Here is a 23,348-nt window from a genome sequence, read left to right as displayed (position 1 = left end):
TTTTAGTTTTTTGCTAGATTTTCTTTACCTATATAAAATGGGGATATAATATCTTCTACAAAGAGACGGTTTCTCCTAGCCAAATTAACTCCATCTCTATTTGGTTGATTTAGCATAATATTCTGTGCCGAAATGAACGAAGAGATCACTTGAAATTAAATGGCATTTCAAATAATCACGTAGTGCCATTTTGCAAATTGTAAAAATCTCCTTCTCATTTACTTACAGATCTTCTTCTACTATTAACAAGCTTAGTTATTTATACAATTGTTTGGATCAATTCTGATTGATTCCCAATTCCCTTCAGAATCCTGTCTAAATTGAGAAATTAGTACATCTGTTTCATTTGTTAATTGATAAAATACAAATCGATAAATGGCTCCATCCATGCCAATATAATCAATAGTTTTAACATAATCTTCTTGTTTAGTTGGCAGCTGTTTTTTTATTAACTTACACCAACTTCCATACATAATACTGACGACAGACTCTGCATCATGCTGCCAAAGATGATAAGGGGCACATAAAAAATCCTCTCCGTACAGCTTCATTCGGTCAATTTTATATAGATTTTGAATTTTCTTCAATTGCACATAGCCATAATAATAAGCAAAATTAGTAATGCCTTTTGATGAACCTTCAATGGTTTCTAACTCTATGAAATAGGGAGTTAATCCTGTTTCATCAGGAAGTCGGTTCATCTTAATTAAATTTAAATGCCCTATTCCAGTAAACGATTGAAGATAGTCTTTATAGGAAATTCTTTTTTGATAGTCTTTAGTAAAAAAGTTATAAGCGATTGGATAAGGCACCCTTCCATTCCCAACAGTTCCACATCCACCTAACTGGTCTTGAGTGAGGTTTGCTGCTTCCCTTAAAATACTAAAGTAGTTTAAAATTGTTTCCTCAGGAGTCCGAGTCAATGATATTGAGAGATTAATTTCTTTGTATTTTTTTTCATAATAGGGTTCAAAAAATTGGTAGCCCATGATAGTAGTGTTTTTAATAGGGGAGCATGAAGGACGAAAGGATTTTTCAGTATCAATAGTGCTTATTAAGGAAGTTTGGTTCCGTTCAACTGGTTGACCAAATATTTGCGGTTCGTATTGGGAGCCCATAATTAATATCATTTCTTTTCTTGGATGATGAGTGAACAACTGGTTAACCCATTTTGTAAAAGGTTTCAACTAGACTCCTCCTCAAGTATCATTTCCACCATTTTTTATGCTATGCAAGTGTCAAGAGATTAAGAGATAAAAAGGAGATAATGATGAAGAAAAAAATAGTAATTGGAAGTAGTTTTTTAATACTTGGGATCATAACTATACTGCTTTTTTTAAGATTTAGAGAAGAAGGAATAAATATAACAGTCAATAATAACACCCCAAATGATATCGAAGGACTATATTTAACATATAGTCAGCTGGATGATGATATAAAACTTCCTAAGGTCCTTTCTGAATCAAATATGTCATTAACTTTTGAGCCAGATGTAAATGAAAGTAATTTAATATTATATTACTATGATAAAGAAGGAGAAAAGCAGGAAGAATATATCATTGGTTATTTTAATCGTGGGTACGATGCAAAAGTAAATATAGAGATTAATGAAGTGGAAGATGATGGTAAATTAATTTTAGTTTATGAGGAACATATATCTTTTTTTTAACCAAGTTGGTTAATAGTCAAGAGAATAGAATATTCTTTTCAAAGAAAGGTGCTTGAAGAAAAACCCACTTCAATAGTGGGCTATTCTCTACACTTCCTTCAAGCTCTCAATATCCACTTCCGTTTGCTCTTCAATGCCACCAACTAAGTGCACAATTGCAGTAGCATCCTCTTCCTTTATACCATCTATCCATACTGAAACACCATTATATTGCACTTCAATTTCGGCTGAAGAAGATAATATTTGTTTTACTCTTTTTATATCCATACTTTCACCTTCTTTCGCATTAGACCTTTACATTTAAATTAATTCTTTAAATGCTCAGTCTAAGATGTAAATAACTTCACTTCTTCATTATTTCAAAAGTTACATTATTCTATTCTGCTTTTTTTCTAAGATGAAAGTGATATTATACAGAGTATGCTCTTACAAATATTTCTCTATTACAATAAAACAAGTACTATCTGGAAGGCTGACAACATTTCCTTTATCATCCATTATCTTAACGAGGGGTGAAAGGTGCTCTTCATATCCTTCCTGCAAATAGTGCTCAAATATTATTATGCTCCCATTTTCACCCATAACTTCATGGATAACTTGTTTATACTCAGTTGGAGTAAAATAACCGAATTGCTCTTGTACTTCGTGAGGATATGCTTCTTCACCCCAAGTATAGGTATATAAAAATTCCATTGCATCATTTATTCGCATGGAAAAAGAATTATCATTTAATTGTTTATAGGTTATATTTCTTCCTTTAAAATCATTAACATATCGTTTGAAAAAATCTATTCCCTTTGACTGAGTAAAATTCACTTGTCTTATTTGATCCGTTGGCTCAGACATAATTCCATCCCTTATAATGATTCTCCCGCCAGGTTTTAAAATGTTGAATGCACTTCTCAAGGCATGCTTAATAACATCTGGATTAAATTTCTTTCCTTCAAAAGGAATATAGGAGTACATTTCATGAAGGATGGAAGAAAAAATGATGGTATCGACACTGTTTAAATGAAAGTCATTCTTTAATTCTAAAGCATCCGCTCTTTTTACATTCCAATTTTTATTTTCTCGGACTTTTCTTTTTTCTAATTCTTCAATGACATTTGTTGAAATATCAATTCCAATGACTTTTGCAGTAGGATGTTGCTCTGACAATATATCCAACATAACACCACCACCAGCGCCTATATCTATCATAGTATGCCCAACCGCATAATCTGCGATTGCCTTTTTGTGTTTTTCAGCATTATTCATATCAGATAAATACGTTTTTTCATTCTGTAATCGATCGAAACTATCTTTTCTAAAGCCAAAGAAGTCATATAAAAGGATAATTGATCGTTCATATAGAGGTGATTTTTCTGCTTCTTGACAGAATTCAATGAGCTTTTCTCCTGCTTTAGAATATTGAAACTTAATGCCAACTACTTCTCCTAGTGAATCCATTGGAATCAATTGCAATTCTACATGCTCATTTGAAACTTGCTTTCCATGAAGTACATCATTCAGGTCCATTTCTTTCAAGTATGCTTCTATTATTCTTTTTTTATATAAATTAATTGCTTTGTTTCCTTTATAATCATAATAAATGTCTTTCATAAATGGTTCATAACTAATCTGCTTTAAAGTTAACAAATTAGCTTTTTGAATAATTAAAGAGTTGATCTTTATAAACTCAACTAGCGAAAAATCATGAAGTGCAGCTTCAACATACCATAAATCTGTTTTCTTGAAGAATTTATCAAATTTTATTTCTAGTGATTTATTTTGAAATAGCTTTGCATACAGCTCTTCAAATTTCTCTCCATTTTGTATTGATGTTTTTCTTAATTTCTTTAATCGCACTTCCAAGGAATATTCTTCGCTTAGATTTGATTCCAAGATTCGCTTAATAATAGAGGTTACCTCTTCTTGTATATCTCTCCAAATGACCGGAGAAACAGCTTCGATGATACACTGGTTTAGCACAAGCAACAGTTTATGCATATCTAAAGAGTTTCCGGCATTACCAAACTTCAAGAATTCCGCTAAAGGCTCTAATTGTTTAAATCTTACTTCCCCTCTAATGACTTGCCCAATTAAGCCATGCGTATATATTAAGAGAAAAATTAACTCTTCATCCTCCTCATTCCGATGATTATTGGGAAATTTCATTTTTTCCTCTGCATAGATCTGCGCGGATCCTATATTGTGTATCCCTAAATTATATCCTTTTTCCTTCCATTCACGTCTTCTTGATTTAGATCCACACTTAGCCACCTCGCACCACATAAGAACTTCTTCAATAATTGTTTTTTCTTGTAAATTAATCTCTGTATTTGAATTTAGTATTTGAAGTGTTTTTTCTACATAGGACAAAACAGGATTACTTTTCATACCTGCAATCGATTCAACTTGCTCTAAATTTATGTTTTTCTCTGCTGTGAGAAACAAATATTGTAACCAAGTATGCTTATGTAGTATCGTTCTGTCCCCTTGTTTCACTTTTTGAATTAAATGTAATGATGACATTATCACAAATCCTCCTCTGCTATACGTTAAACATCTATATAACATAGTACCATGTATTACGTTCATCTAATCTTATAATCAATTATTACGGAAATATTTACAAGTTTAATAAGAGTAAGGGAAGAGAATATAGAAAATAACAAATCAATAAATAAAGGAGGAAATAACATGAGTGGTCTACAAAGAATTGCTTTAGTATTAACTATTATTGGTGCAGTTAATTGGGGCTTAGTCGGCTTCTTCCAGTTTGATTTAGTAGCATCGATTTTTGGAGGACAAGATGCTATTATGTCTAGAATTATTTACGGATTAGTAGGAATTGCTGGTTTAATAAACTTAGGTCTTCTATTTGCACCTAAAAAAGCTACAGAAACAAATTCCTCTGCAAGAACAATACATTAATAATTACGGCATAAACTATATGAATATGAATATACATCCTTAATATAAAAAGAGCAGCAATAACCAATATTGCTGCTCTTTTTATGAATTAGATTACATTTGCAAATAACTGTATACCAGCTAAGATTAATCCAATGATAAAACCACAAACAGCTCCATTAACTCTAATCCACTGTAGATCTTTACCAACATTATTTTCAATCATATCTACAAGTGTTTCGTTATCTAGCTTATCAAGATTTTCTTTTACTAAATTACCAATTTGATCATGGTTTTTCTCAATAAATAATGAAATTTGTTGCGTGATCCATGGATCAATCTTCGCTTCATTCTCCACTAATTTTCCAAGTAATTGCTCAATGAACGGAATAACCTTTTCATCCATAAATATTGGATCATCTAATAGCTCCACTACTTTATTTTGTGCTTGTTGAAGGCTATTCAAAATAGTATGATCTGATTCCAACGAATGTAATAACTTATCCTTCCACTTATTCATACCTTCCAATACTTTTTCATTTTCATGTAGTCCTTCAATTTCTGTACGAATGTAGAATAGAAGTGCCTTTCTATTCGATTCCTCTTCACGTTGCAGACTTCTCATTCCACTTAGTAATAGATTTTGCACAATCTGACCAAGTTTATCTTCTGTCATCATACTTTGGAAAGTCTTTAATGCAAACTGAAGCATCCCATTTGCTTCCACATTATTTAAGACATTCATCGAAACTGCTCCAAGCTTTCTAGCTGTTTCGTCTTTTCTTAGCCAGCCTTCTGTTTTAAGTAAGACGTGATCCAGAGTTTTTTTGTCTACTTCTTCATTGATTAGTTGTGTTGTGATCATCTGAAGAATCTTCCCTAATTGAGCATCTGATAAAGTTTGGGACAGTTGGTTTCTAACAAATGGTGTGATTTTTACCATATCTATATTTTGAACTGTTTGCTTGGCTGCTTTGATCATTGCAGTTTTAACTGGTTCTGATTGTATTTGATTTTCTACAGATGAAGTAATCTTTTCCGTAAAGGGAATATTTTTCACCTTATCCTGGATACTTTCTTTCGATAACCAATCCTTTTTCAAAACATTCACTAATCCATTTATCATTCTGTCTCTGTTTTTTGGAAGAAGCGCAGTATGTGGTATTGGTAAGCCCAGTGGATGACGGAATAGCGCCGTAACAGCAAACCAATCTGCTAATCCACCTACAAGGCCAGCTTCAAATCCGCCATGTAATAGTAATAACCATACATTATCTTGAAATGGAAATGTGACAATAAATCCTATTGCCATAATAACAAGCGAGTACATCGCAATTTTTCTTGATGATTTCTTTTTCACAAAACTTCCCTCATTTTTTCTTTATATAAATAAAGCTCCTTTTAAGACCTTCATTTTTAGTATACCAATAATATCCTTAAAACAGAAAGAATAAGTGAAGAATTATATAAGAAATTCATTTGAAGTAGAAGCTCTTAAACAATCATTATTAATGAATTGATTTTAAAAACTCGTTCATCACCGTGAGATACTCTTCTGGTTCCTCAATATAAGCCATGTGTGCACTATTTTCAAAAACATGGAATTTCCCATTAGGAGTGAGCGAAGAAAAGTATTCTGTAGATTCAGGTGTAGCTTCATCAAATTTTCCACAAGTATAAAGTGTTGGAATTTGAATTTGCGATAAATCACCTGTGCAATCAAAGGACTTTAAGTTACCTTTCACGGTAAATTCAGATGGTCCCCACATTAATTGATAAACATGTGGATTTCTATAACTTTTTCCCTTTTTCAAGTGTTCAGGATATGGATTTAATCTACATACAAAATGATTGTTAAATACTTCAATTGCCTTTAAATATTCAGGTGTGTCCGTTGTTTCATTTTCTTCACTTATTGCAATAATATCTTGTATCTCTCTAGGAAGTTTCTTTAAGTTTTTCTTCTGATCTTCTTGCCATAATGGAGCACTTAAGCAAGGACTTGAAAAAATAATACTCTTAATACCTAGTGCACCTGATAAATAGTAAGCAGCTGCAAGGGTTGTTCCCCATGAATGCCCTAAAATGTGAACATCCTCTAGGCCTAAACTTTCTCGAACCTGCGCTACTTCCTGAACAAATCGCTCAAGTATCCATAAAGAATCATCATTCGGTCTATCAGATCTTCCGCACCCTAATTGATCAAAAATAATTACTCGACGATCTATAGCTAATTCACTTAATCCTTGCATGGAAAAACTCGAAGAACCTGGTCCTCCATGTAAAACTAGCAAAGGTATACCTTTCGCTTCTTCATTATGTATTTGGTACCAAACTTTTCCTCCAGAAACTTCAATAAAGCCTTCTTTCATTTTTGTTCTCCTTTTTTAAAAATATTAACCAAGTTGTAAAAACTATTAAAGACTTTGAATCATTTCCACCCTATTTCCAAAAGGATCCCGAAATTCAAATCGCTCAAATCCTGAGATTGGAACTGAATCAAGTATTTCTACCCCTTCTTTAGCTAATTTATTTCTCCAATAACAAACATCTTCTACTTGATAAGCAATATGTGCTTTTGTACTTAACCGGTTAAAGCCATCCTCTGTACCAATATGTATCTCTATATTAGCTAACTTAAGCCAAAAACCACCTCTACCTTCAAGTGTAGCTGGTTTATCTATTTCGCATAATCCTAATATATTACAATAAAAATTTTTCGCTTGTTCTTCAGTATTTTTAGGAATAGTAATTTGAGCATGATGTACACCAATAATTTTCATTATTATCACCTCATTATTTTATTGTACTCATCTTCTACCTTTTTGTTAAATGAAGATGAAAACCTTTTTAACTATCACTCTCATTATTTGATTTTTTATCATTCATCCCTACTCAAAAGGAATTATCGTAACTCTCATCTATTCTTGCTTCCCAACCGAAAAACCATCAAAAAGTCTCCCTTCATATGGTTCTAATACCTCATCTGTCAAATCAATTATCATTTCCTTATCACCTGTCTTGTAGTATGTATCAAATGCTTCTACAAATCTATTAGTAAAATTAGCATCATATTGCTTCAAGGCTCTAACAATCCACTTAGAGGTTCCAATCCATTGCTTATTTACTCTCAAATAAAACTCATGTAATAAAAGACTTAACGTGTTTGCAATAAAAATTTCTTCCTCTCGATTTTTTGAACCAATAAAGTCATATAACACATCGGAAAGAAAATAGCGTTTTATTCTAATCCTATCTAAGGACCACTCTTCTGGTCCTTTAGTTAATATTTCCATTGCTTCTTTTTTAATTTGCTGGATAAATTCATCATCCTTTAATACCATTCCCTCTACTATCATTCTTTGCATAGAAGGTTTAGCTGCATGATAATCAAGTTCAAAGAATGTTTGATAAGAAGATAGATTATGAACAAAGATTTCAATTGGCCAACCAAATTTAATAAAGGATTCTCTGTATGAATATTTAACATCCTCATCAAATATTACTATATCTAGGTCGGATGTATCTGTTGCTTCTCCTCTTACGACACTTCCTGCTAATACTGCTCCCTTGCAATTTGGATAGTAGTTTTCTAAAAACTGTTTAGCAGCAAATATTGGGTCCAATTTTTCCAATGTTTCAGCATCCTCCTTCATTCCTTTAACTGAATAGTAAATTCATCCACATAAACAGCAGTTCCACTTATTTCTACTCCTAAATACCCGTTTACCTTTTTAACATTCACATTAACCCTTCCATCTTTTCCTATTTCTTGTCCTTGTTCCACAATGATAGGCTTATCTATAGCATTTCCGTTTATGTATTTACAATAATAAGCACCCATTACGCCAGATGCTGTTCCTGTAACAGGATCTTCGATAGTACCTGAATAAGGAGATGAAAAATGTCTACCATGCATATCTACACTTCCATCTATAGTTTCTAAGCAAAATGGATGAAGGGATGCTGTAGGGATTTCTGATAAAATAGTAGGAAAATCTCTATTAATAGGCTTCATCTTACTGAATGATGACAATTTTTTTATTGGCACTAAAAGAGTCCATATACCAGTTGAACCGTACATAATAGGTAGTGAGCTATCAATTTCTGCACTTTCTAATCCAAGAGATTCTGCCAGTGCATGAACAGAGCCTTCGTATAATTTGAATTGTGCAGGTAATTGCTGCATTGTTACATAAGTAGTTGAATCTTTTTCATATATTCTTATCGGCAATATACCTGCTTTCGTTTCAATAGTATATTGCTCTGTATTTGGCAATAAACCCTTTGATTGTAAAGCATAAACCGTTGCAATGGTAGCGTGTCCGCATAAATTCATTTCATGACCAGGAGTAAAATAACGAATGCGAATATCCGCAACCTCAGAGGGCAAAACAAATGAAGTTTCATTAAAACCCACTTGCAATGCAATTTTCTGCATTTCATCATCCGTAAACCTTTCCCCTTCTAATACTAATCCAGCTGGATTTCCTTTTCCTTTCGTTTGACTAAATGCGTCATAATGTAGAACTGAAATAGAGCTCATTTTTCTTCATCTCCTCTTCCATAAACTTTCTTATTACTATTCTATATTTATATCATATTCCATTCTTCTAGCTGTCGTATTTGCAAGTTCTTCTCCATATAGTCTCTTTACTATATGAAAAGACATGTTAATACCAGCAGAAATTCCTCCAGATGTGATGATATCACTCTCATCTATAAATTTTTTACCTCTAACCAAATTTACTTTTGGATATTCTTTTGCTAAAGTATCCATATCCATCCAATGTGTAGTTACCTTCTTTCCATCTAATAATCCAGCTTTAGCCAACAGAAAGGCTCCTGTACAGACAGATGCCAGTATTTCTACACTTGTTTTTTGTTGTTTTATCCATTGAATAACTTGTTCGTTATGAATTTCAATTTCTTCCGCCCCGTAGCCACCAGGGATTATAAGAATATCAAACGGAGGATGATTAGAAAACGAATAAGCAGGTTGAACCTTTAAGCCATTTCTTGCCGAAATGATTTCCCCTTTTTCGCTAACTGTATGTACAATAAAAGGTTTTGTTGAATGACCAGCTATAGAAAAAACCTCAAATGGCCCTGCAAAATCTAAGACTTCTACTTCATTAAATAAGAAAATACCTACACTTCTTTTTTGCACCTATTTCCCCACCTTATGTTTTATCTGTTTTGATCCTCTATTTAATCACATCTATCATAGCATAAATTCTTAATTTTAAAATAATTCAAGATAGCCACTTCTTCTCAAATTAATGATATAATTTTTCTAACTTTCATCTTGGAGGATATTATGATAGAAGCTATTGGTATAGTGGAGTTTCACTATAAACCTACACGGACCACAAATTATAAAGAAAATGTAACGAAAAGAATTAATGGAAAGAAAAATAAATTTGATGATTCTTTTGAAGTTATTACCGTTTCAGAACCTTATGATCTAGAAGGAGATATTAACGTACGAGTATCATGCTCCTTCACCATTTACATGTATGAAAAAGCCTACTGCAAACATCCAGAGGATTATGTTGGTCAAGTTTTCCCTACATTAAAGGAAAGAATTACATCAAACGTGATTTCAACTAGAGTACATCAGCTAACGAAAAGAAGGTAAAAACTTTACATATATATGTAATGGGAATATCATTAAGCAAAAAACAATTAATATTATTTAAGGTTTTTGAAACATTTAAAGTCTTTATTCGTAAGTAAGCTAAACATAGTTTAATTTTCGGAGGGATTATCATGAAAAAGTTAAAACGGAAAAGAGAAAAAAGAGAACCTTTCTTTTTGAATATAATAGATATTCTTATAGAAGGGTTTGAAATCTTTTTATTATTTTTCCGATTTCTTTTCCGTTCAATTATTAAACTATTTGATTTTACATGATGAGAAGAGGTGCTAGTCATATTGACTAGCACCCCTTTTTTAAAAAAATTTAATTAGCTTTAAAATTATACAATGGCTTTATAATCTCTGCTATTTCTATTGTATCTTTTGTATGCTTAATAATTTCTTCCATTGGTTTATACGCAAATGGGCTTTCATCAAGAGTACTATGCTTAACCGACGTACTCCAAACACCCTTCATGGAACGCTCGAAATCTTCAAGGCTGATTTGATTTCTTGCTTTGTTTCTAGACATTAACCTACCTGCACCATGTGGAGCTGATTGATTCCAATCATCATTTCCTTTACCAAAAGCAATAATACTACCATCTCTCATATTTAATGGAATGATTACTCTTTCCCCTTTTCTAGCAGAAATGGCTCCTTTTCTTAAGATCATATTTTCCATATCTATATAATTATGAATGGTAGTAAATTGATCCTCCATCTGCCAATTCATTTGCTTTATTATCACATCAATCATAGCAAGTCTATTTAAATAGGCATACTTCTGAGCAATTTTCATATCATGTATATAATCTTGAAAGCCTTGTGACTCTAGGTAAGCTAAATCTTTATTAATTTTTGGAGTACTCATTCTTTGTATAGATTCTTGGATTTCTGATTCTCTTCCTTCTTCTTTAAGTTTTGCAATTAACTCTGTTTTTCTACCACTATAATTTATTAAAGAATCATAGGCCAATTTTTGATAATAATCAGCTACTTGTGATCCTAAATTTCTACTTCCACTATGAATGACGAGATAGATAGTACCATCACTAGATTGATTTGCCTCAACAAAATGATTTCCGCCTCCGAGAGTACCTATGCTATTTTCTGCTCTTTTTTTATTAATTGGTGCTTTCAATTCATCTAGATTTATTTGATTTAAAAATTCATGTGCACGATCTCGAATAGAGAAACCACTTGGCACATGTTTACGAATGGTTTCATCTAACTGATCATAGTTTATTTTATTTTCTTGCACACTAATTTTTGCTACCGCCATTCCACATCCGATATCACACATTAGTCTCCTAGTTTACTAGGGCTTGGACTATACCTTCTCTACGGTCAATGGAGTATGCAGCTCCTACCATAGGCTCGCCGTGTTAATCATCCAAATTATCCATGAAAGTATTATCATTTTGCCAGAGAAAAAAACGATGGCAGTTTGAACAAAGTATTTCATATTTCTTTTCCATACGAAGCACTCCTATGTATCATGATAATGCTATCTTCTCTTATTCTATATTTATTATGGAGAATTCTAGTAAGGATAAGATGATTCTGCGCATAAATCTGCCAATAGTGCGCAAGTCTCTGAACCATTCAACTATGTCGCCATAGCTCCTGGCTGCTGATTGCCCTCGACTACACGTTAGGGGTTCCAGCAATTGAGCGAGTTGTTTTACGTCTGAGCCGATATTAGTTAACCCCGACGAGATTTGGCACTATCTTGTCTTGAATAGTCATGGTTGTTCCGATAGTACACCCAACACCAGCATGAGTGTCTGGCATGATACGAATTTTGCTATTTTTAACAAATTCTTGTTCACATAGCTCTCTTATTTGAGATTCTGCCATCTCTTCTAAATTGTCTGTAAATACTTTTGCTTTTGCATACCTTCCACTTAACTCAATCATTTCATCACTTCCTTTTTTTCCCTTCACTTAACATTCTATGAATATGTACAAATCCCTTCTTTTATTTGCTAGCTCACTTTTTAAAAATATAAATGAATGGAATAACCATATTAATAGTTTATTAATCTTACTTTTTTATTATCTATACGTTAAACAAGTGTTAATTTTATATGTTTATAATAGTATCCAACCTATAAATTATGGTAAGATACGATTATGACTGTTCATAAGTAAACAAATACTTAACATACATATTGAATTTTTTCAAGGAGCGTGTTTTATGGAAAATTGGATTATGGAAACGATGGAGAATTTTGGTTATATCGGGATTCTTCTGTTGATTATGATAGAAAATATCTTTCCGCCTATTCCTTCAGAGATTATTTTAACCTTTGGTGGTGCTTTAACGGTTGGTACAAGTATGACTGTTACGGGTGTTGTATTAGTTTCTACAATTGGCTCTGTATTAGGGGCAATTATACTTTATTATATCGGTACTCTTTTAGATATGAATCGTATGGAGAAAATTGTGGATCGTTGGGGCCATATTCTACGCTTAAAAAGAGAAGATATATATAAAGCGGACGGTTGGTTTCAAAAATACGGCTATTGGACGGTATTTTTCTGCCGATTTATTCCTTTAATTAGAAGCTTAATTTCCTTACCTGCAGGGATGGGTAGAATGAATTTTGGAATCTTTCTACTTTTAACAACTATTGGAACATTTACATGGAACTTTGTTCTCATTAGAGTTGGTGCTGCATTAGGCGATTCATGGGAAGAGATTGTTGCTTTTATGGATGTTTATTCAAACATTGCTTATGCTGTAATAGCTCTTATTGGTATTCTTGTCATTGTATTGTATATTAGAAAAAGATATATAAAAGTAAAATGATAAGGAAGAAACTGGAGAAACCACGTTCGTTTCTTCAGCTTTTTTGTTTCAGCCAATAAAAAAAGAAAACTACTTTTTCAAACGATGTAATACAAAGAGAATAAATACTACAAAAATAAGAAGTATTATCACAAGAGTAGTAAAACTCATATGATATACTACTACCAATCTTGCGTTTCGGAAAAAGTCGACAAAAATATAACCTATAAAAAGTACCATTCCAACTTTCATACACATCATTAAATGATTCTTTTTCATTTTCATGAAGGACACCTCTTTGCAATCCCACATACTAACTTCTTCTATATTATGATTAGAGTTACACTATTTATGTCTTTTCTATAATTCTCCAAGTATAATTACCTTTTTTTCATCATAAAAAAGCCTTCAAAATAGAAAGCTTTTTTCTTCATATATATATAATTAGGTAAATGGATTTCTTAACTCTTGTGCTTGAAGGATAAATGCTGTTAAGCCATTTTCACTTCCAGTTTCATGCCATTCATCTTTTTCAAAGAATACTGCTTGACCACTGGAAACATTATGAATAATTTGATCCTCTCCTTTCACCCAGCCTTCTCCACTTACTACAATAAATAATTGAGGAACAGTGCTTGATGATACCCCAAAACTCCATTGCTTTCTATTGTAATCAATCCAATATTGGTTGGATCTTCTGTCCTTAGAAGTTTTAAATAGCTGGATGAAAAAGACTGATAGGTATCAATTGTTTTTCCTTTATTTAATGTAATTATATTGATTGAAAAACACCTTTCTATTGCCAATGGGTTGGTTTTACTAAATATTCTGGGATTTTCGTGTGTTTATCCCCAATAGCTGCATTTATTTGTACCTGAGTAAGGAATATACAATTTAGCAGATTAGTTCCCCGTATATCCGTATCTCTTAAATCCGCACCAATTAAGTCAGTATATTGAAGATCTGATTCTCGTAAATCTGCTCCAATAAGAAGTACTCCTCTTAAATTAGCTCCTCTTAAGTTTTTATTCTTTAGCTTAGCTCCCATTAAAAACCGATTATTTGGAATAGTAAACTTCCCTTTATTCTTAATCTTCTCTCGATGTAATTTACTAACTTTTAATAAAAGAGGATTCACTTTTGCACGATGCTCGGAAACATCTATTCCTAGGATCCTCTCTGGATCCTGATTAACTAGATCTTCTGTATTTATTATCATGTCATTGATTTGTTTATGTAAATCTTTACTTGTTACTTTATCTAAGGATTCATGCATATACCAAAGCATTTCATGAAGCTGTTGTACTATAGGGAAGACCTGAAACATTTCCTCTTTCATGTCTATCCTTTCACGCCAATGCTCACCTTTGTATATGTCTTGTGAAACCTTTTGTCCAGCACCAAAGCATTCATAAACCGTACACCCTTTACACCCTGATTCTCTTAAACTAGTATGTATATTGCATAAAAAATTACTGCTTAAGTTTTTACAAGGTATACCTGCATCCTTGTTAAAGGCAAATTCATTAGATTGATTGAAAGGAAGTGCTACACAACATAATGCAAAACAATTCTTACAATCAGGTTTTAGATCCACACTTTCTTTTGTTATCATAATTTTAATACCCTTTCATCCATTTTTATAAATGGAATGGGGATTTCTTCTAGTCATTATTAATCATTAGGATTAATAATGGCTAGAATTTGATGATCCTTCCACTCTCCATTTATTTTCACATTACTTCTAGCAATTCCTTCTTTCTGAAATCCAGCTTTTTCAAGCACACGAATAGAACCAATATTATGTGGCATCACCCCAGCCTCTAATCGATGTAAATGAATAGTATTAAAAGCAAAATCGACTAATTGCTTAACTGCTTCCGTCATATACCCTTTGCCATTTTGTTCTTGATCTAGTACATATCCAACAATAGCATTAAATACAGGTTCTCTTCTAACCTGATAGAGATTTACACTTCCGATTAATGAATCATTCGTACTTAGAAAGATTCCAAAATGATAGTCTATATCATTCTTAGCATTCTCTTCCCATGTGTTAATCAATCGTTGCTGAGATGCTAGAGTGTAGAACTCCTCTTCTCTTTGAATAGAATATTCTTTAAAGAAATGCTTATTTCTTACTTCTAATTCACATAGGGCTTCTGCATCACTATCTTCAAACAGTTTGATATATATTTCTTTCTTTGGTGTATTCATAAACTATCTCTCCTTTTCTTCTACTATACTACTGTATCAAAAATATTTTATTGAATACAGAGATTTTTCATATTATACTGATAGTTCTTGTTTTTCAAATAGTCTATGAGTTGACCGCGTAAAATTTTTAGTTGTTGAAACCATTCATTTTTTAATGGTATTTCATTTCATTAAAAAAAGATAGCTAATAATATCTACCCTAGTACCTTAAAAATTTCATTTTCTTTTACGCTATATACACCATTCCCTTCTATTTCTACTAAATAATCTTGATAAAAATACATCCCAGTCTGCTCATTTATTCCAAAGTTTTGATAGGGAGTAAACTTTTTAACTGCTTGAAGTAAATGTTTCTGATCTTGCCATTCACTAAAATGAACAGAAATTACGGTGTTTTTCACCAAGCCTAGTCCGTTTCTAGTTTGGCAAAGCTTTTCGTTATTGTCTTTTGCTGAAATGATGCAAGGATCCATACTAATCAATGCGCCTGCGGAGAACCCCACTACAGGTATGCCTCTATTAAATAATTGAATAATAGCATTAGAAATCTTCGAATCTACAATTAAATCTGCATATAAATTGGTATTCCCACCACCAATAATAACACCTGAGCTTCTTTCTAAAAGTAGGACTGCTTCTTCCTCTTTTAGAGTAGGCAAAGGGATATATTGAAATTCTTTTACTCCAAGGCTCGTAAGAATATTCGTATATCTTGGCATATATCCTTGCCAGTTGTCTCTTTCCAGCAGCAGGATAGAAACTTTCCCTTTATTTAACAAAGTTAAATCCGCAAATCTTTTAGCTAATTTTGGTGTGAATGGTGGGCCACCACCAAAAAGAAATAGATGCTTAGTCATTGGATTCCCTCCTTACCCTCTGAATATCTATGAGTGAGTGTTCTTCAAAACTGAGTTTATAGATATCAGGCATATCAAGGTTTGACCAAAAGGTATAATCATAATTCTTTGAGAAATGATTCATAATTAAAGCCATTATATTACCATGTGTGCCAACCACTATGTTTTTATTTTTATATTTTACTAGAATATCATTTAAAGCATTAATTCCTCTTGCTTTAGCAACTATATTAGACTCCCCACCGTTATGTGCATAAGTTTCGTCTTGCCATACCTTTAAAACAGCCTCATCAAAATCTTCCAAAGGAAAATCTGCAAGTCTACGTTCCTTAAAATCTTCTACTGTTTCAATATGTAATTGAAAATAATTCGCTATTCCCTCTACTGTTTGTACTGCCCTTTTATATGGACTGGATAAGACAACATCAATAGATTCAGATTTCATCACTTGTGTCATTAATTGTGCATCCTTCTTGCCTTTCTCTGATAAAGGTCTAGTTCTTTCATCAGAGGAGTAAGTAGAATGCGCATGTCGAACTAAATATATATTGGTCATTTTATACATCCTACCTATTTTATAAATTCCTTTTTCAAAAGGGAGAATACATTGGTATCATAGGATAAACCATCTTGATATATATAGTCCCTTAGCACTCCTTCTTTCTGAAAACCGAGTTTTGTTAACAAATGATTAGATGCCTTATTTTCTAAAAATACAATTGCACCAATCCTCTGTAAATCTAGTTCTTGAAAAGCATAAGAAAGTACTTCTTTTAGTGCCTCTGATATATACCCACTTTTCCAATAATCTGGGTGTAATTCATAGCCAATTTCTGCTCTTTTATATTTTTCTAATAAATTATTCAGTCCAATTGTACCGATTAAACCTGGTGCTTCTTTTAATTCAATTCCCCATCTTACTGATCTTCTTTCCTTATAATGACTTGCAAAGAATTCAATCATTGTCTGAGCTTGTTTTAGCTCTGTAAATACTGTTTGACCATAATACTTCATAACCTCCTCATTAGAGAAACATTGGTAAATCGCATCCGCATCCTTCTCGATAATTTCTCTTAATAGTAATCTTTCTGTTTCTAAAATAGGAAACATAGGAATCTCCCTTCGACTCGTTCATATTAGTATGTTAAGTGATTACCAATTTTTGTTTATTATAAAAGAAAAAGCAGTAAGAGAAAAGGATATTTTAGAATATTTTCTTCATTCTGACATTCCAGACTTGGTAATGTTATACTAACTAAATAGAGTATTCATTAGGAGGCATGGAAATTGGCCCATTTCATGATTATATTTTTCACTTTTATCATGTTGTTTTTGATTGCTTCTCTTATTTACTTTTGGTTTTATACAGATAAATATGTGGAAAATCTTCAATCTATCCGAAAATCCTATTATGTTTTAGCTGTTCTTTTTCTCTGTATAGGTTTAGTAAGCAACCAATTCTCTCTACAGGCTTGGCAAACTCTTCTTTCCTTTGTCCTTATTGTGGTCTTTATTGATTTAGCTGTTTTCCAAACACCAGATATCCTTAAGATATGGAATACTGAATTTCAACATAGCAATTATATCCGGAAAACAATAAAGAAAAACCAAGAGGTATTAGGTTACAATGCCAAAAAAGTCCAAAATTTCACGGAAGTCATTTCAAAGACGGCAGATCATTTTGTAGAAAGACATCCACCACAGCATCTGAGGCAATATAAAGATGATCTTCGTGATTATTTAAACCTATACGCAGATACGTTTCAATTTCATATTGCCATATTCCCTTTTAACAGCACGTACGATGGAGAGGAGCTTAAAAGGAATGTAGAATCTGCGTTTAATAGTGTGGAAATTTGCTATAATATGAATATAATAGATGACAACATTAGAGAGAATTTCATACAGTCTTTATTAAATGGCCAAAGTATTCCTTTACATAGTAATTCCAATGAACAAAGTGTCTTATCTGATAATAAAAATATATTCCTTGTTGCTTATTATGGGGAAGTTTTTAACATGTTAATTGGGATTAGCTCCAGTTTTGTAGAAGTGGATGGAATTGATGCCTCCCATATACTTAACCTTGCACAAATTTTCGATTGGTACATGGTTTAGAGGCTCCATTTTCCATAAACTGTAGTATAATAATAGTAAGGAAACGTTAAACTTAATGGTTGATATTCTTATAGTTAAATAGGTACCACTCAACAGTTGATTTAACAACCCTTAATAAAAAGAAGGGAGAAGTTGATGATGACAGAAAACAATCAACAAAAATCTGTTTTGACTCAGAAACCAAAAAAGGGTCTTAAAAAATCAATGAACCCTAATAAGCGAAAAATGACAGTAGCAGTTGCAGAAACATTTGAAGATATTCAGATTATGAATAAAAAAGCACTGAATTTACTAGCAAAACGAGCATAAAATGATGAAGGTATTCCTTAATGGAATACCTTCTTTTTGTATATTAATCCGATTTGTAAGTTAACCTATTCATTTATTTCTAGTCAATTAAACTTCCTCTTTTAAAAAAACAAGTAAATGGTGATACTTATGAAATCAACACTTGCTTAAAAGGGAGAATAACATGCCATTGCCTAGAAAAAAATCCTATTCTAATCCAAATTTTAAACAAAGAAAAGTCGTATTCATTGTATCTCCAGTTTCTATGTTAAACAAACAAGCTTTATCCTTAATGAAAGTAAACTAGTAACAGAAAGTTAGATGGACACTTGCATACATATCTTTCATTTAGGTAATTCTTTCTCTCGATCCTCCAGCAATGAATTAAAGTGAGTATCTATATGAGAATAAAACGATTCTATTGTGTCATGATTAAGAAGTAGTGATTGTAAATCCATTACATCTACAATTTGAATTTTTTTCCTTCTTAATAATGTAAGCAAATGAGGTAAAACGCTAATATCTTCGTTTTCTAAACAAATGGTTTGTTTATTTTTTAACCGCAGAACTACACGTACATGCAAGCTTGCTCCTAATAAATATAGATAGACTGTAGGTACCTTAACAATCGATACTTCAACTGATGATATTTCTTTGTATCGAATGGAGTGTAACGAATTTTTCTTTTTCTTATTAAAAAGGGTGCTACTAAGAGTGAAGATGATTGCAAGATCATGAAAGCTTGTATAACAAATAGGGTAAGACTTACTGAAATAGGAAGGGTATTTTCTTTCATACACTTCTATTATCGTTGGCAAAAATCTTCCTTGTCCTTCTGTTACAAACTCATCCCACTTCATTTCTCTCCCTCCTAACGATTTGGAAAAATCTATAGAACGCTCCTTACCTTCACTTTATTCTTCATGATCAGAAAAGTTATTTTCCATGATTAATGTATCTTTCCTGTATAGTATTCTGCTTCCGACTTTTAGATTCCTTTTTTCTACAAAATATTTAAATTTTAGATTTCATTCGATTGTGTTAAAAGATATTCTAGTTCCATGTCAACGATGGAAACATCCAATCGCTCAAATAATGGAGTAACAGCATGAAGAACAGATGGAAATTCTGTTTGCTCTTTCCATTCCACTATTTTGAGATCAAGCATCTCTCTAATTTTATTTGTGGAAAATGGAACAAATGGATCCAACAATTGAGATAAATTCAATATGATATAGATACATGTTGCTAGGGTCTCTTCTGCTTTATCAGGCTCCTCCTTTATTTGCTTCCAAGGCTTTTCTTCATCAAAGTATTTATTGGCATAGCGAATATATGTGAATACTTCTTCTAGCGCTTTTTTCACCTGTCCTCTTTCTATTAATAACCCCGTTTTTTCATATACTTTCTTTGTAAGGGAGCTTATGTCGTTAGAAATAACACAAGTTGGTATCTTTCCTTGATAGGTTTTTTCTACAAACTTTAACGTGCGATTAACGAAATTTCCGAAAGCACCTAATAATTCTCCATTATGACTATAAATAAATTCTCGCCATGAGAAATCGGTATCTCGATTTTCTGGACCATTGATAGTTAAGAAATAACGAACAGAATCAGGATTATATTTTTCGAGAATGTATGGAACCCATACAGCCCAGTTTTGACTTGTTGATAATTTTCTTTTTTCTAATGTTAAATATTCATTTGATATTATATGTGTTGGCAAGGATTTTTGTTTCAATCCTAGTAGAATACTTGGCCATATAACAGTGTGAAAGGGGATATTATCTTTTCCATGTATATAGTAGGAGGTCGTATTCTCTGACCAAAACTCTTGATATACTTGATTATTTAATTTTCCCCATTCTTTACTTGCAGTTAGATATCCAGAGACAGCTTCAATCCAAACATAGATTTTCTTCCCTTCAAAGCCTTCTAAAGGTACATCCACTCCATTTGGCAAATCTCTTGTAACTGCTCTATCTAATAGTCCTTCATCTAAGTATCTTTTCGTAAGCGATATGGCATTATCTCTCCACAGTTCATTTTCCTCCGCATTCTTCACATATTCTTCTATTTGTTCTTGAAATTTACTGAATGCAAAGTAAAAATGTTCAGACCCCTTGATAATAGGTTCATTCCCACATATTTTGCATGTTTTATCAAGTAAGTCTAAAGGATCCAAAATTTTTGAGCAAACATCACATTGATCACCTCTTGCATTGCTTTTACAATATGGACAAATACCAGATACAAAGCGATCAGGCAAAAATTGCTTATCATGGTCACAATAAGCTTGCTCTACTGTTTTTTTGTATAAATATCCATTCTTCCATAGTGATAAAAAAATCTCTTTAACTGAATGGTGATGATGATCTGCATCTGTTCTAGTATAGAGGTCATAAGTGAAACCCAATTGCTTGAAACATTCCTCAAATTCTTGGTGATAGCGTTCAGCAATGGACTGAACGTCTGTATTTTCTTGTTTTGCTCTTATTGATATAGGAGTGCCATTACAATCACTTCCCGATACATATAGTACTTTTTCTCCTTTTTGGCGATAATAACGAGCGATAATATCCCCTGGCAATAATGCTGCCACGTGACCTAAATGCAAAGAGCCATTCGCGTATGGCCATGCTCCTCCAATAAAAATTGACATTTCTTTTCCTCCTTTTTATACCAAAATCTTTTGCTTTCTTATAGGATATAGGTTTCGCAAAACTACTTGAGAAGATATTCTCCACACAAAAAAACGCCCTAATCTAAAAAGATTAGGACGTTTTTACCCGTGGTACCACCTATATTCACAAATATAATTTACTATTTGCCTCTAATCAGTACGTCTTGTATAAGAGATACTGCTGCTGTTATAACGAGTGCCAACTCGTCGTAGCCTACTCAATAAGTTTTCGGTACGAAGCTCAAAGGCCATTTTCAATAAGGTTCATTTACTTCTTTTCCACCATCAGAAGCTCTCTATCAAACACTGCCTTATTTACTTTTCCTTCTCCTAGCTATTATCCTATATTAAATTGGATTTTAATATAATTTCTTATTTTTGTCAAGATTAGAAATTATCTACCTTTTTAATCAATAGTTCCTACAAATACATGTACATCGTTAGGTACAATAATAAAGTGCTCAGATGAAGAATTTGTTTCATATAAGTCACTTAATTCTTCTACAAAACCATCATACGATGCATCCTCTTTTTTAGGTGCATAGGAAGCAGATAGATTACGACCAATAAATTGTTCCTTTGTAAGCTTTAAAGGATTAGAAAATGAATAACGTTCATAACCACTGGTAAAAAAACTCGGTAATTCTAATTTTTCTATATTTATTCCTCCACTAAAGCCTTGGAAACTGGAACAATATTTTTTGGATATTCTTGCAGTTTCCCTATTTAGATTACTTTCTTGTTCCCTACTGTTCCAAATTAACATAACTAATCCGTTTTTCTTTAGTATGCGTTTACATTCTTCACCGAAGGCAATTGGATCAAACCAATGAAAAGCTTGAGCTACTGTAATAAGATCGACACTATTATTAGATAGCCCCGTATTCTCAGCTTGCCCTTTTATACATAAACACCCATTACTAAAGTTTCTCTTAAGTATATCTCTCATTTCATCATTTGGTTCAACAGCAATAAGTTTTTGTGAAATGTTAGATAATACATTTGTAAATATCCCTGTTCCTGCACCTATATCAGCTATAATAGGGTCCTTTTTCTTCACTAATTGTGTAATCAATTCCTTGAAAAAGGACAAAGGATAGCCAGGTCGAAATTGTTCATATAATGCAGCCTTACCATTAAATCTTTCTTCTCCGATCAATGTATTTCCCCCTCCAGTTATGATACATTTCATGGATAATAATATTCACTATAAACACCGTATTAAATTAATATTCTACAAAAAACATTACATTCCTCTTTTTGTATAAAACGCTTACAATAAAAAATCGCTAACAAGTTAGCGATCTTTCTCTTGTTCATTATTATTTTCCACTTTATATTTTAATAAAGCTAATTTGTTACTCCAGAAATGTTCATAATAACTTATCCATTCGTGTAATTCTTGTAATGGCTCTGGCCTTATATGATATAGCTTGCTTCTACCAACCTTTTTTCCTTCAATTAGCTTAGCATCAGATAAAATTTGTAAATGTTTTACTATTGCATTTCGACTAATTGTGAATTGGTCTGCAATTTCAACAATAGACAAATCCTTTTCTGATAAAAGCTTTAATACCTGCCTTCTAGTTGGATCCGCTACTGCTTGAAATACATCATGTTTTTTTGCTTGTTCTGTCATTATGCTGTCACTACTTTTTGTAGTTTTAGTAAAATCCCACTCCATCCATTATTCATTGTCTCACGAACATCTGCAGCATTTTTGTTAGGTTTTGCAAGTATTTCTTCATTTGATTTCCACCCACCATGGATAAGCGTAAATTCTGTTTGTTCATCTATTTCCTTTAAAATAAAGTGAACCACCCATCCTTCCACATCCCATGTAAACGACAACTTATTTGGCTCATTTATTTCTATAACTTTACACGGTGATGGTCCAAAAGGAGATTGTAAGTGAAATTCATATCCGATAATAGGCTGAAAATCATTTGGCATAAACCAACTTGCAATACCATCCGCAGAGGCAACATACTCCCATACCTTATGAATCGGTGCATCAATCACTACTTTTTGTTGAATGTCTTGTACTTGGCTTGTCATATAAATATCCTCCTTATGTAACACCTTTTGGTTTCATGTTATTATAACACCTTCTGGTTTCATTTTAAATGAATTTTTTCCTTTACTATCATGATCTTCATTCTTCCAGTTATTCTCATACATAAC

At 32.5% G+C, this 23,348-nt stretch carries 30 protein-coding genes and 1 other annotated feature; of the genes, 7 read left to right on the top strand and 23 right to left on the bottom strand.

Annotation, left to right across the window (positions count from 1 at the left end; translation table 11 throughout):
* Positions 1-251 precede the first annotated feature (251 nt).
* Positions 252-1,187: a hypothetical protein gene (locus F9279_RS01360; protein WP_152110834.1), complete on the bottom strand. Its 936-nt coding sequence runs from the start codon at positions 1,185-1,187 to the stop codon at positions 252-254.
* An 83-nt stretch (positions 1,188-1,270) separates the two neighbouring features.
* On the opposite strand from F9279_RS01360, the gene F9279_RS01355 reads away from it, so the two are divergent.
* Entirely contained in the window at positions 1,271-1,669 is a 399-nt protein-coding gene (locus F9279_RS01355) for a hypothetical protein (RefSeq protein ID WP_226793092.1), read from the top strand.
* An 87-nt stretch (positions 1,670-1,756) separates the two neighbouring features.
* On the opposite strand, the gene F9279_RS01350 is transcribed toward F9279_RS01355, so the two are convergent.
* Together F9279_RS01350 and F9279_RS01345 are read right to left on the bottom strand one after the other, a co-directional pair.
* Positions 1,757-1,936, bottom strand: coding sequence for an H-type small acid-soluble spore protein (locus F9279_RS01350; RefSeq protein WP_152110832.1), 180 nt, complete (start codon positions 1,934-1,936; stop codon positions 1,757-1,759).
* Positions 1,937-2,095: 159 nt separating this feature from the next.
* A complete protein-coding gene (locus tag F9279_RS01345) occupies positions 2,096-4,183 on the bottom strand; it encodes a class I SAM-dependent methyltransferase (RefSeq protein ID WP_152110831.1) in 2,088 nt (695 codons plus the stop codon).
* A gap of 168 nt (positions 4,184-4,351) precedes the next feature.
* Between F9279_RS01345 and F9279_RS01340 the strand changes: the two genes are divergently transcribed.
* The gene (locus F9279_RS01340) at positions 4,352-4,585 is read left to right on the top strand and encodes a DUF378 domain-containing protein (RefSeq protein ID WP_152110830.1); all 234 of its coding nucleotides are present in this window, start codon (positions 4,352-4,354) and stop codon (positions 4,583-4,585) included.
* Between the two features lie 88 nt (positions 4,586-4,673).
* On the opposite strand, the gene F9279_RS01335 is transcribed toward F9279_RS01340, so the two are convergent.
* The 6 genes from F9279_RS01335 to F9279_RS01310 form a co-directional block, all read right to left on the bottom strand.
* Complete coding sequence (locus F9279_RS01335) at positions 4,674-5,924, bottom strand: DUF445 domain-containing protein (RefSeq protein ID WP_226793090.1); 1,251 nt, start codon at positions 5,922-5,924, stop codon at positions 4,674-4,676.
* Between the two features lie 148 nt (positions 5,925-6,072).
* Positions 6,073-6,936, bottom strand: a complete 864-nt coding sequence (locus F9279_RS01330) for a proline iminopeptidase-family hydrolase (RefSeq protein ID WP_152110829.1) — start codon at positions 6,934-6,936, stop codon at positions 6,073-6,075.
* 45 nt (positions 6,937-6,981) lie between these two features.
* Positions 6,982-7,347, bottom strand: coding sequence for a VOC family protein (locus tag F9279_RS01325; protein ID WP_152110828.1), 366 nt, complete (start codon positions 7,345-7,347; stop codon positions 6,982-6,984).
* Positions 7,348-7,485: 138 nt separating this feature from the next.
* Entirely contained in the window at positions 7,486-8,190 is a 705-nt protein-coding gene (locus F9279_RS01320) for a nucleotidyltransferase domain-containing protein (RefSeq protein WP_152110969.1), read from the bottom strand.
* Positions 8,191-8,216: 26 nt separating this feature from the next.
* Positions 8,217-9,110 carry a PhzF family phenazine biosynthesis protein gene (locus tag F9279_RS01315; protein ID WP_152110827.1) on the bottom strand — a complete coding sequence of 298 codons (894 nt, stop codon included), beginning with the start codon at positions 9,108-9,110 and terminating at the stop codon, positions 8,217-8,219.
* Positions 9,111-9,146: 36 nt separating this feature from the next.
* Positions 9,147-9,734 carry a DJ-1/PfpI family protein gene (locus tag F9279_RS01310; RefSeq protein ID WP_152110826.1) on the bottom strand — a complete coding sequence of 196 codons (588 nt, stop codon included), beginning with the start codon at positions 9,732-9,734 and terminating at the stop codon, positions 9,147-9,149.
* A gap of 150 nt (positions 9,735-9,884) precedes the next feature.
* Here F9279_RS01310 and F9279_RS01305 point away from each other — a divergent pair, with 150 nt between their 5' ends.
* Together F9279_RS01305 and F9279_RS24820 are read left to right on the top strand one after the other, a co-directional pair.
* Entirely contained in the window at positions 9,885-10,205 is a 321-nt protein-coding gene (locus tag F9279_RS01305) for a hypothetical protein (protein WP_152110825.1), read from the top strand.
* A 131-nt stretch (positions 10,206-10,336) separates the two neighbouring features.
* On the top strand, positions 10,337-10,480 hold the full coding sequence (locus F9279_RS24820) for a hypothetical protein (RefSeq protein ID WP_193224382.1): 144 nt from the start codon (positions 10,337-10,339) through the stop codon (positions 10,478-10,480).
* A gap of 49 nt (positions 10,481-10,529) precedes the next feature.
* Here the strand turns inward: F9279_RS24820 and F9279_RS01300 are convergent, their stop codons facing one another.
* Together F9279_RS01300 and F9279_RS01295 are read right to left on the bottom strand one after the other, a co-directional pair.
* A complete protein-coding gene (locus F9279_RS01300; RefSeq protein WP_226793088.1) occupies positions 10,530-11,510 on the bottom strand; it encodes an RtcB family protein in 981 nt (326 codons plus the stop codon).
* A 398-nt stretch (positions 11,511-11,908) separates the two neighbouring features.
* Complete coding sequence (locus F9279_RS01295) at positions 11,909-12,127, bottom strand: RtcB family protein (protein WP_152110824.1); 219 nt, start codon at positions 12,125-12,127, stop codon at positions 11,909-11,911.
* 280 nt (positions 12,128-12,407) lie between these two features.
* On the opposite strand from F9279_RS01295, the gene F9279_RS01290 reads away from it, so the two are divergent.
* Positions 12,408-13,022 (top strand): DedA family protein, encoded by a 615-nt coding sequence (locus F9279_RS01290; RefSeq protein ID WP_152110823.1) that lies wholly within the window; start codon positions 12,408-12,410, stop codon positions 13,020-13,022.
* 69 nt (positions 13,023-13,091) lie between these two features.
* On the opposite strand, the gene F9279_RS01285 is transcribed toward F9279_RS01290, so the two are convergent.
* The 7 genes from F9279_RS01285 to F9279_RS01255 all read right to left on the bottom strand — a co-directional run bounded on the left by F9279_RS01285 (position 13,092) and on the right by F9279_RS01255 (position 17,185).
* A complete protein-coding gene (locus F9279_RS01285; RefSeq protein WP_152110822.1) occupies positions 13,092-13,286 on the bottom strand; it encodes a hypothetical protein in 195 nt (64 codons plus the stop codon).
* A gap of 159 nt (positions 13,287-13,445) precedes the next feature.
* Positions 13,446-13,592, bottom strand: coding sequence for a hypothetical protein (locus F9279_RS25500; RefSeq protein WP_226793086.1), 147 nt, complete (start codon positions 13,590-13,592; stop codon positions 13,446-13,448).
* 205 nt (positions 13,593-13,797) lie between these two features.
* On the bottom strand, positions 13,798-14,616 hold the full coding sequence (locus tag F9279_RS01275; protein ID WP_152110821.1) for a pentapeptide repeat-containing protein: 819 nt from the start codon (positions 14,614-14,616) through the stop codon (positions 13,798-13,800).
* A gap of 59 nt (positions 14,617-14,675) precedes the next feature.
* Entirely contained in the window at positions 14,676-15,218 is a 543-nt protein-coding gene (locus tag F9279_RS01270) for a GNAT family N-acetyltransferase (protein WP_152110820.1), read from the bottom strand.
* Positions 15,219-15,412: 194 nt separating this feature from the next.
* Positions 15,413-16,075, bottom strand: coding sequence for a Type 1 glutamine amidotransferase-like domain-containing protein (locus tag F9279_RS01265; protein WP_152110819.1), 663 nt, complete (start codon positions 16,073-16,075; stop codon positions 15,413-15,415).
* Positions 16,068-16,631 (bottom strand): histidine phosphatase family protein, encoded by a 564-nt coding sequence (locus F9279_RS01260; protein WP_152110818.1) that lies wholly within the window; start codon positions 16,629-16,631, stop codon positions 16,068-16,070. Before F9279_RS01260 ends, F9279_RS01265 begins: the two co-directional genes overlap by 8 nt.
* Positions 16,632-16,645: 14 nt before the next feature.
* Complete coding sequence (locus tag F9279_RS01255) at positions 16,646-17,185, bottom strand: GNAT family N-acetyltransferase (protein WP_152110817.1); 540 nt, start codon at positions 17,183-17,185, stop codon at positions 16,646-16,648.
* A gap of 177 nt (positions 17,186-17,362) precedes the next feature.
* On the opposite strand from F9279_RS01255, the gene F9279_RS01250 reads away from it, so the two are divergent.
* Both F9279_RS01250 and F9279_RS24815 read left to right on the top strand, forming a co-directional pair.
* Complete coding sequence (locus F9279_RS01250) at positions 17,363-18,193, top strand: type II toxin-antitoxin system SpoIISA family toxin (RefSeq protein WP_152110816.1); 831 nt, start codon at positions 17,363-17,365, stop codon at positions 18,191-18,193.
* Between the two features lie 138 nt (positions 18,194-18,331).
* On the top strand, positions 18,332-18,502 hold the full coding sequence (locus tag F9279_RS24815; protein ID WP_226793084.1) for a hypothetical protein: 171 nt from the start codon (positions 18,332-18,334) through the stop codon (positions 18,500-18,502).
* Positions 18,503-18,825: 323 nt separating this feature from the next.
* Here F9279_RS24815 and F9279_RS01245 read toward each other — a convergent pair whose 3' ends face one another.
* From F9279_RS01245 to F9279_RS01225, 5 genes are all read right to left on the bottom strand, one after another.
* Positions 18,826-19,341, bottom strand: a complete 516-nt coding sequence (locus tag F9279_RS01245; RefSeq protein WP_152110815.1) for a hypothetical protein — start codon at positions 19,339-19,341, stop codon at positions 18,826-18,828.
* 161 nt (positions 19,342-19,502) lie between these two features.
* Positions 19,503-21,143, bottom strand: a complete 1,641-nt coding sequence (metG, locus tag F9279_RS01240) for a methionine--tRNA ligase (RefSeq protein WP_152110814.1) — start codon at positions 21,141-21,143, stop codon at positions 19,503-19,505.
* 110 nt (positions 21,144-21,253) lie between these two features.
* Positions 21,254-21,505 (bottom strand) — a binding site (T-box leader).
* Positions 21,506-21,570: 65 nt separating this feature from the next.
* Positions 21,571-22,323, bottom strand: a complete 753-nt coding sequence (locus F9279_RS01235) for a class I SAM-dependent methyltransferase (protein WP_193224380.1) — start codon at positions 22,321-22,323, stop codon at positions 21,571-21,573.
* A 138-nt stretch (positions 22,324-22,461) separates the two neighbouring features.
* Positions 22,462-22,803, bottom strand: a complete 342-nt coding sequence (locus tag F9279_RS01230; protein ID WP_152110812.1) for an ArsR/SmtB family transcription factor — start codon at positions 22,801-22,803, stop codon at positions 22,462-22,464.
* Entirely contained in the window at positions 22,803-23,222 is a 420-nt protein-coding gene (locus tag F9279_RS01225) for an SRPBCC family protein (RefSeq protein WP_152110811.1), read from the bottom strand. Before F9279_RS01225 ends, F9279_RS01230 begins: the two co-directional genes overlap by 1 nt.
* Positions 23,223-23,348: the final 126 nt, after the last annotated feature.

It is taken from the genome of Bacillus sp. B1-b2, assembly GCF_009183415.1.
Taxonomy (GTDB): domain Bacteria; phylum Bacillota; class Bacilli; order Bacillales; family Cytobacillaceae; genus Niallia.
Note: the sequence above shows the minus strand (reverse complement) of the source record. Positions and strands in the feature narration are given on the sequence as shown.

Bases quoted from the DNA above. Each gene is read 5' to 3' on its own strand.
- F9279_RS01290 (WP_152110823.1), top strand. From the start codon at position 12,408: ATGGAAAATTGGATTATGGAAACGATGGAGAATTTTGGTTATATCGGG.
- F9279_RS01345 (WP_152110831.1), bottom strand. From the start codon at position 4,183: ATGTCATCATTACATTTAATTCAAAAAGTGAAACAAGGGGACAGAACG.
- F9279_RS01340 (WP_152110830.1), top strand. From the start codon at position 4,352: ATGAGTGGTCTACAAAGAATTGCTTTAGTATTAACTATTATTGGTGCA.
- F9279_RS01260 (WP_152110818.1), bottom strand. From the start codon at position 16,631: ATGACCAATATATATTTAGTTCGACATGCGCATTCTACTTACTCCTCT.
- F9279_RS01270 (WP_152110820.1), bottom strand. From the start codon at position 15,218: ATGAATACACCAAAGAAAGAAATATATATCAAACTGTTTGAAGATAGT.
- F9279_RS01330 (WP_152110829.1), bottom strand. From the start codon at position 6,936: ATGAAAGAAGGCTTTATTGAAGTTTCTGGAGGAAAAGTTTGGTACCAA.
- F9279_RS01355 (WP_226793092.1), top strand. From the start codon at position 1,271: ATGAAGAAAAAAATAGTAATTGGAAGTAGTTTTTTAATACTTGGGATC.
- F9279_RS01230 (WP_152110812.1), bottom strand. From the start codon at position 22,803: ATGACAGAACAAGCAAAAAAACATGATGTATTTCAAGCAGTAGCGGAT.
- F9279_RS01305 (WP_152110825.1), top strand. From the start codon at position 9,885: ATGATAGAAGCTATTGGTATAGTGGAGTTTCACTATAAACCTACACGG.
- F9279_RS01275 (WP_152110821.1), bottom strand. From the start codon at position 14,616: ATGATAACAAAAGAAAGTGTGGATCTAAAACCTGATTGTAAGAATTGT.
- F9279_RS01245 (WP_152110815.1), bottom strand. From the start codon at position 19,341: ATGAAGTGGGATGAGTTTGTAACAGAAGGACAAGGAAGATTTTTGCCA.
- F9279_RS01255 (WP_152110817.1), bottom strand. From the start codon at position 17,185: ATGTTTCCTATTTTAGAAACAGAAAGATTACTATTAAGAGAAATTATC.
- F9279_RS01225 (WP_152110811.1), bottom strand. From the start codon at position 23,222: ATGACAAGCCAAGTACAAGACATTCAACAAAAAGTAGTGATTGATGCA.
- F9279_RS01350 (WP_152110832.1), bottom strand. From the start codon at position 1,936: ATGGATATAAAAAGAGTAAAACAAATATTATCTTCTTCAGCCGAAATT.
- F9279_RS01295 (WP_152110824.1), bottom strand. From the start codon at position 12,127: ATGATTGAGTTAAGTGGAAGGTATGCAAAAGCAAAAGTATTTACAGAC.
- F9279_RS24815 (WP_226793084.1), top strand. From the start codon at position 18,332: ATGACAGAAAACAATCAACAAAAATCTGTTTTGACTCAGAAACCAAAA.
- F9279_RS01325 (WP_152110828.1), bottom strand. From the start codon at position 7,347: ATGAAAATTATTGGTGTACATCATGCTCAAATTACTATTCCTAAAAAT.
- F9279_RS24820 (WP_193224382.1), top strand. From the start codon at position 10,337: ATGAAAAAGTTAAAACGGAAAAGAGAAAAAAGAGAACCTTTCTTTTTG.
- metG (WP_152110814.1), bottom strand. From the start codon at position 21,143: ATGTCAATTTTTATTGGAGGAGCATGGCCATACGCGAATGGCTCTTTG.
- F9279_RS01300 (WP_226793088.1), bottom strand. From the start codon at position 11,510: ATGTGTGATATCGGATGTGGAATGGCGGTAGCAAAAATTAGTGTGCAA.
- F9279_RS01315 (WP_152110827.1), bottom strand. From the start codon at position 9,110: ATGAGCTCTATTTCAGTTCTACATTATGACGCATTTAGTCAAACGAAA.
- F9279_RS01265 (WP_152110819.1), bottom strand. From the start codon at position 16,075: ATGACTAAGCATCTATTTCTTTTTGGTGGTGGCCCACCATTCACACCA.
- F9279_RS01285 (WP_152110822.1), bottom strand. From the start codon at position 13,286: ATGAAAATGAAAAAGAATCATTTAATGATGTGTATGAAAGTTGGAATG.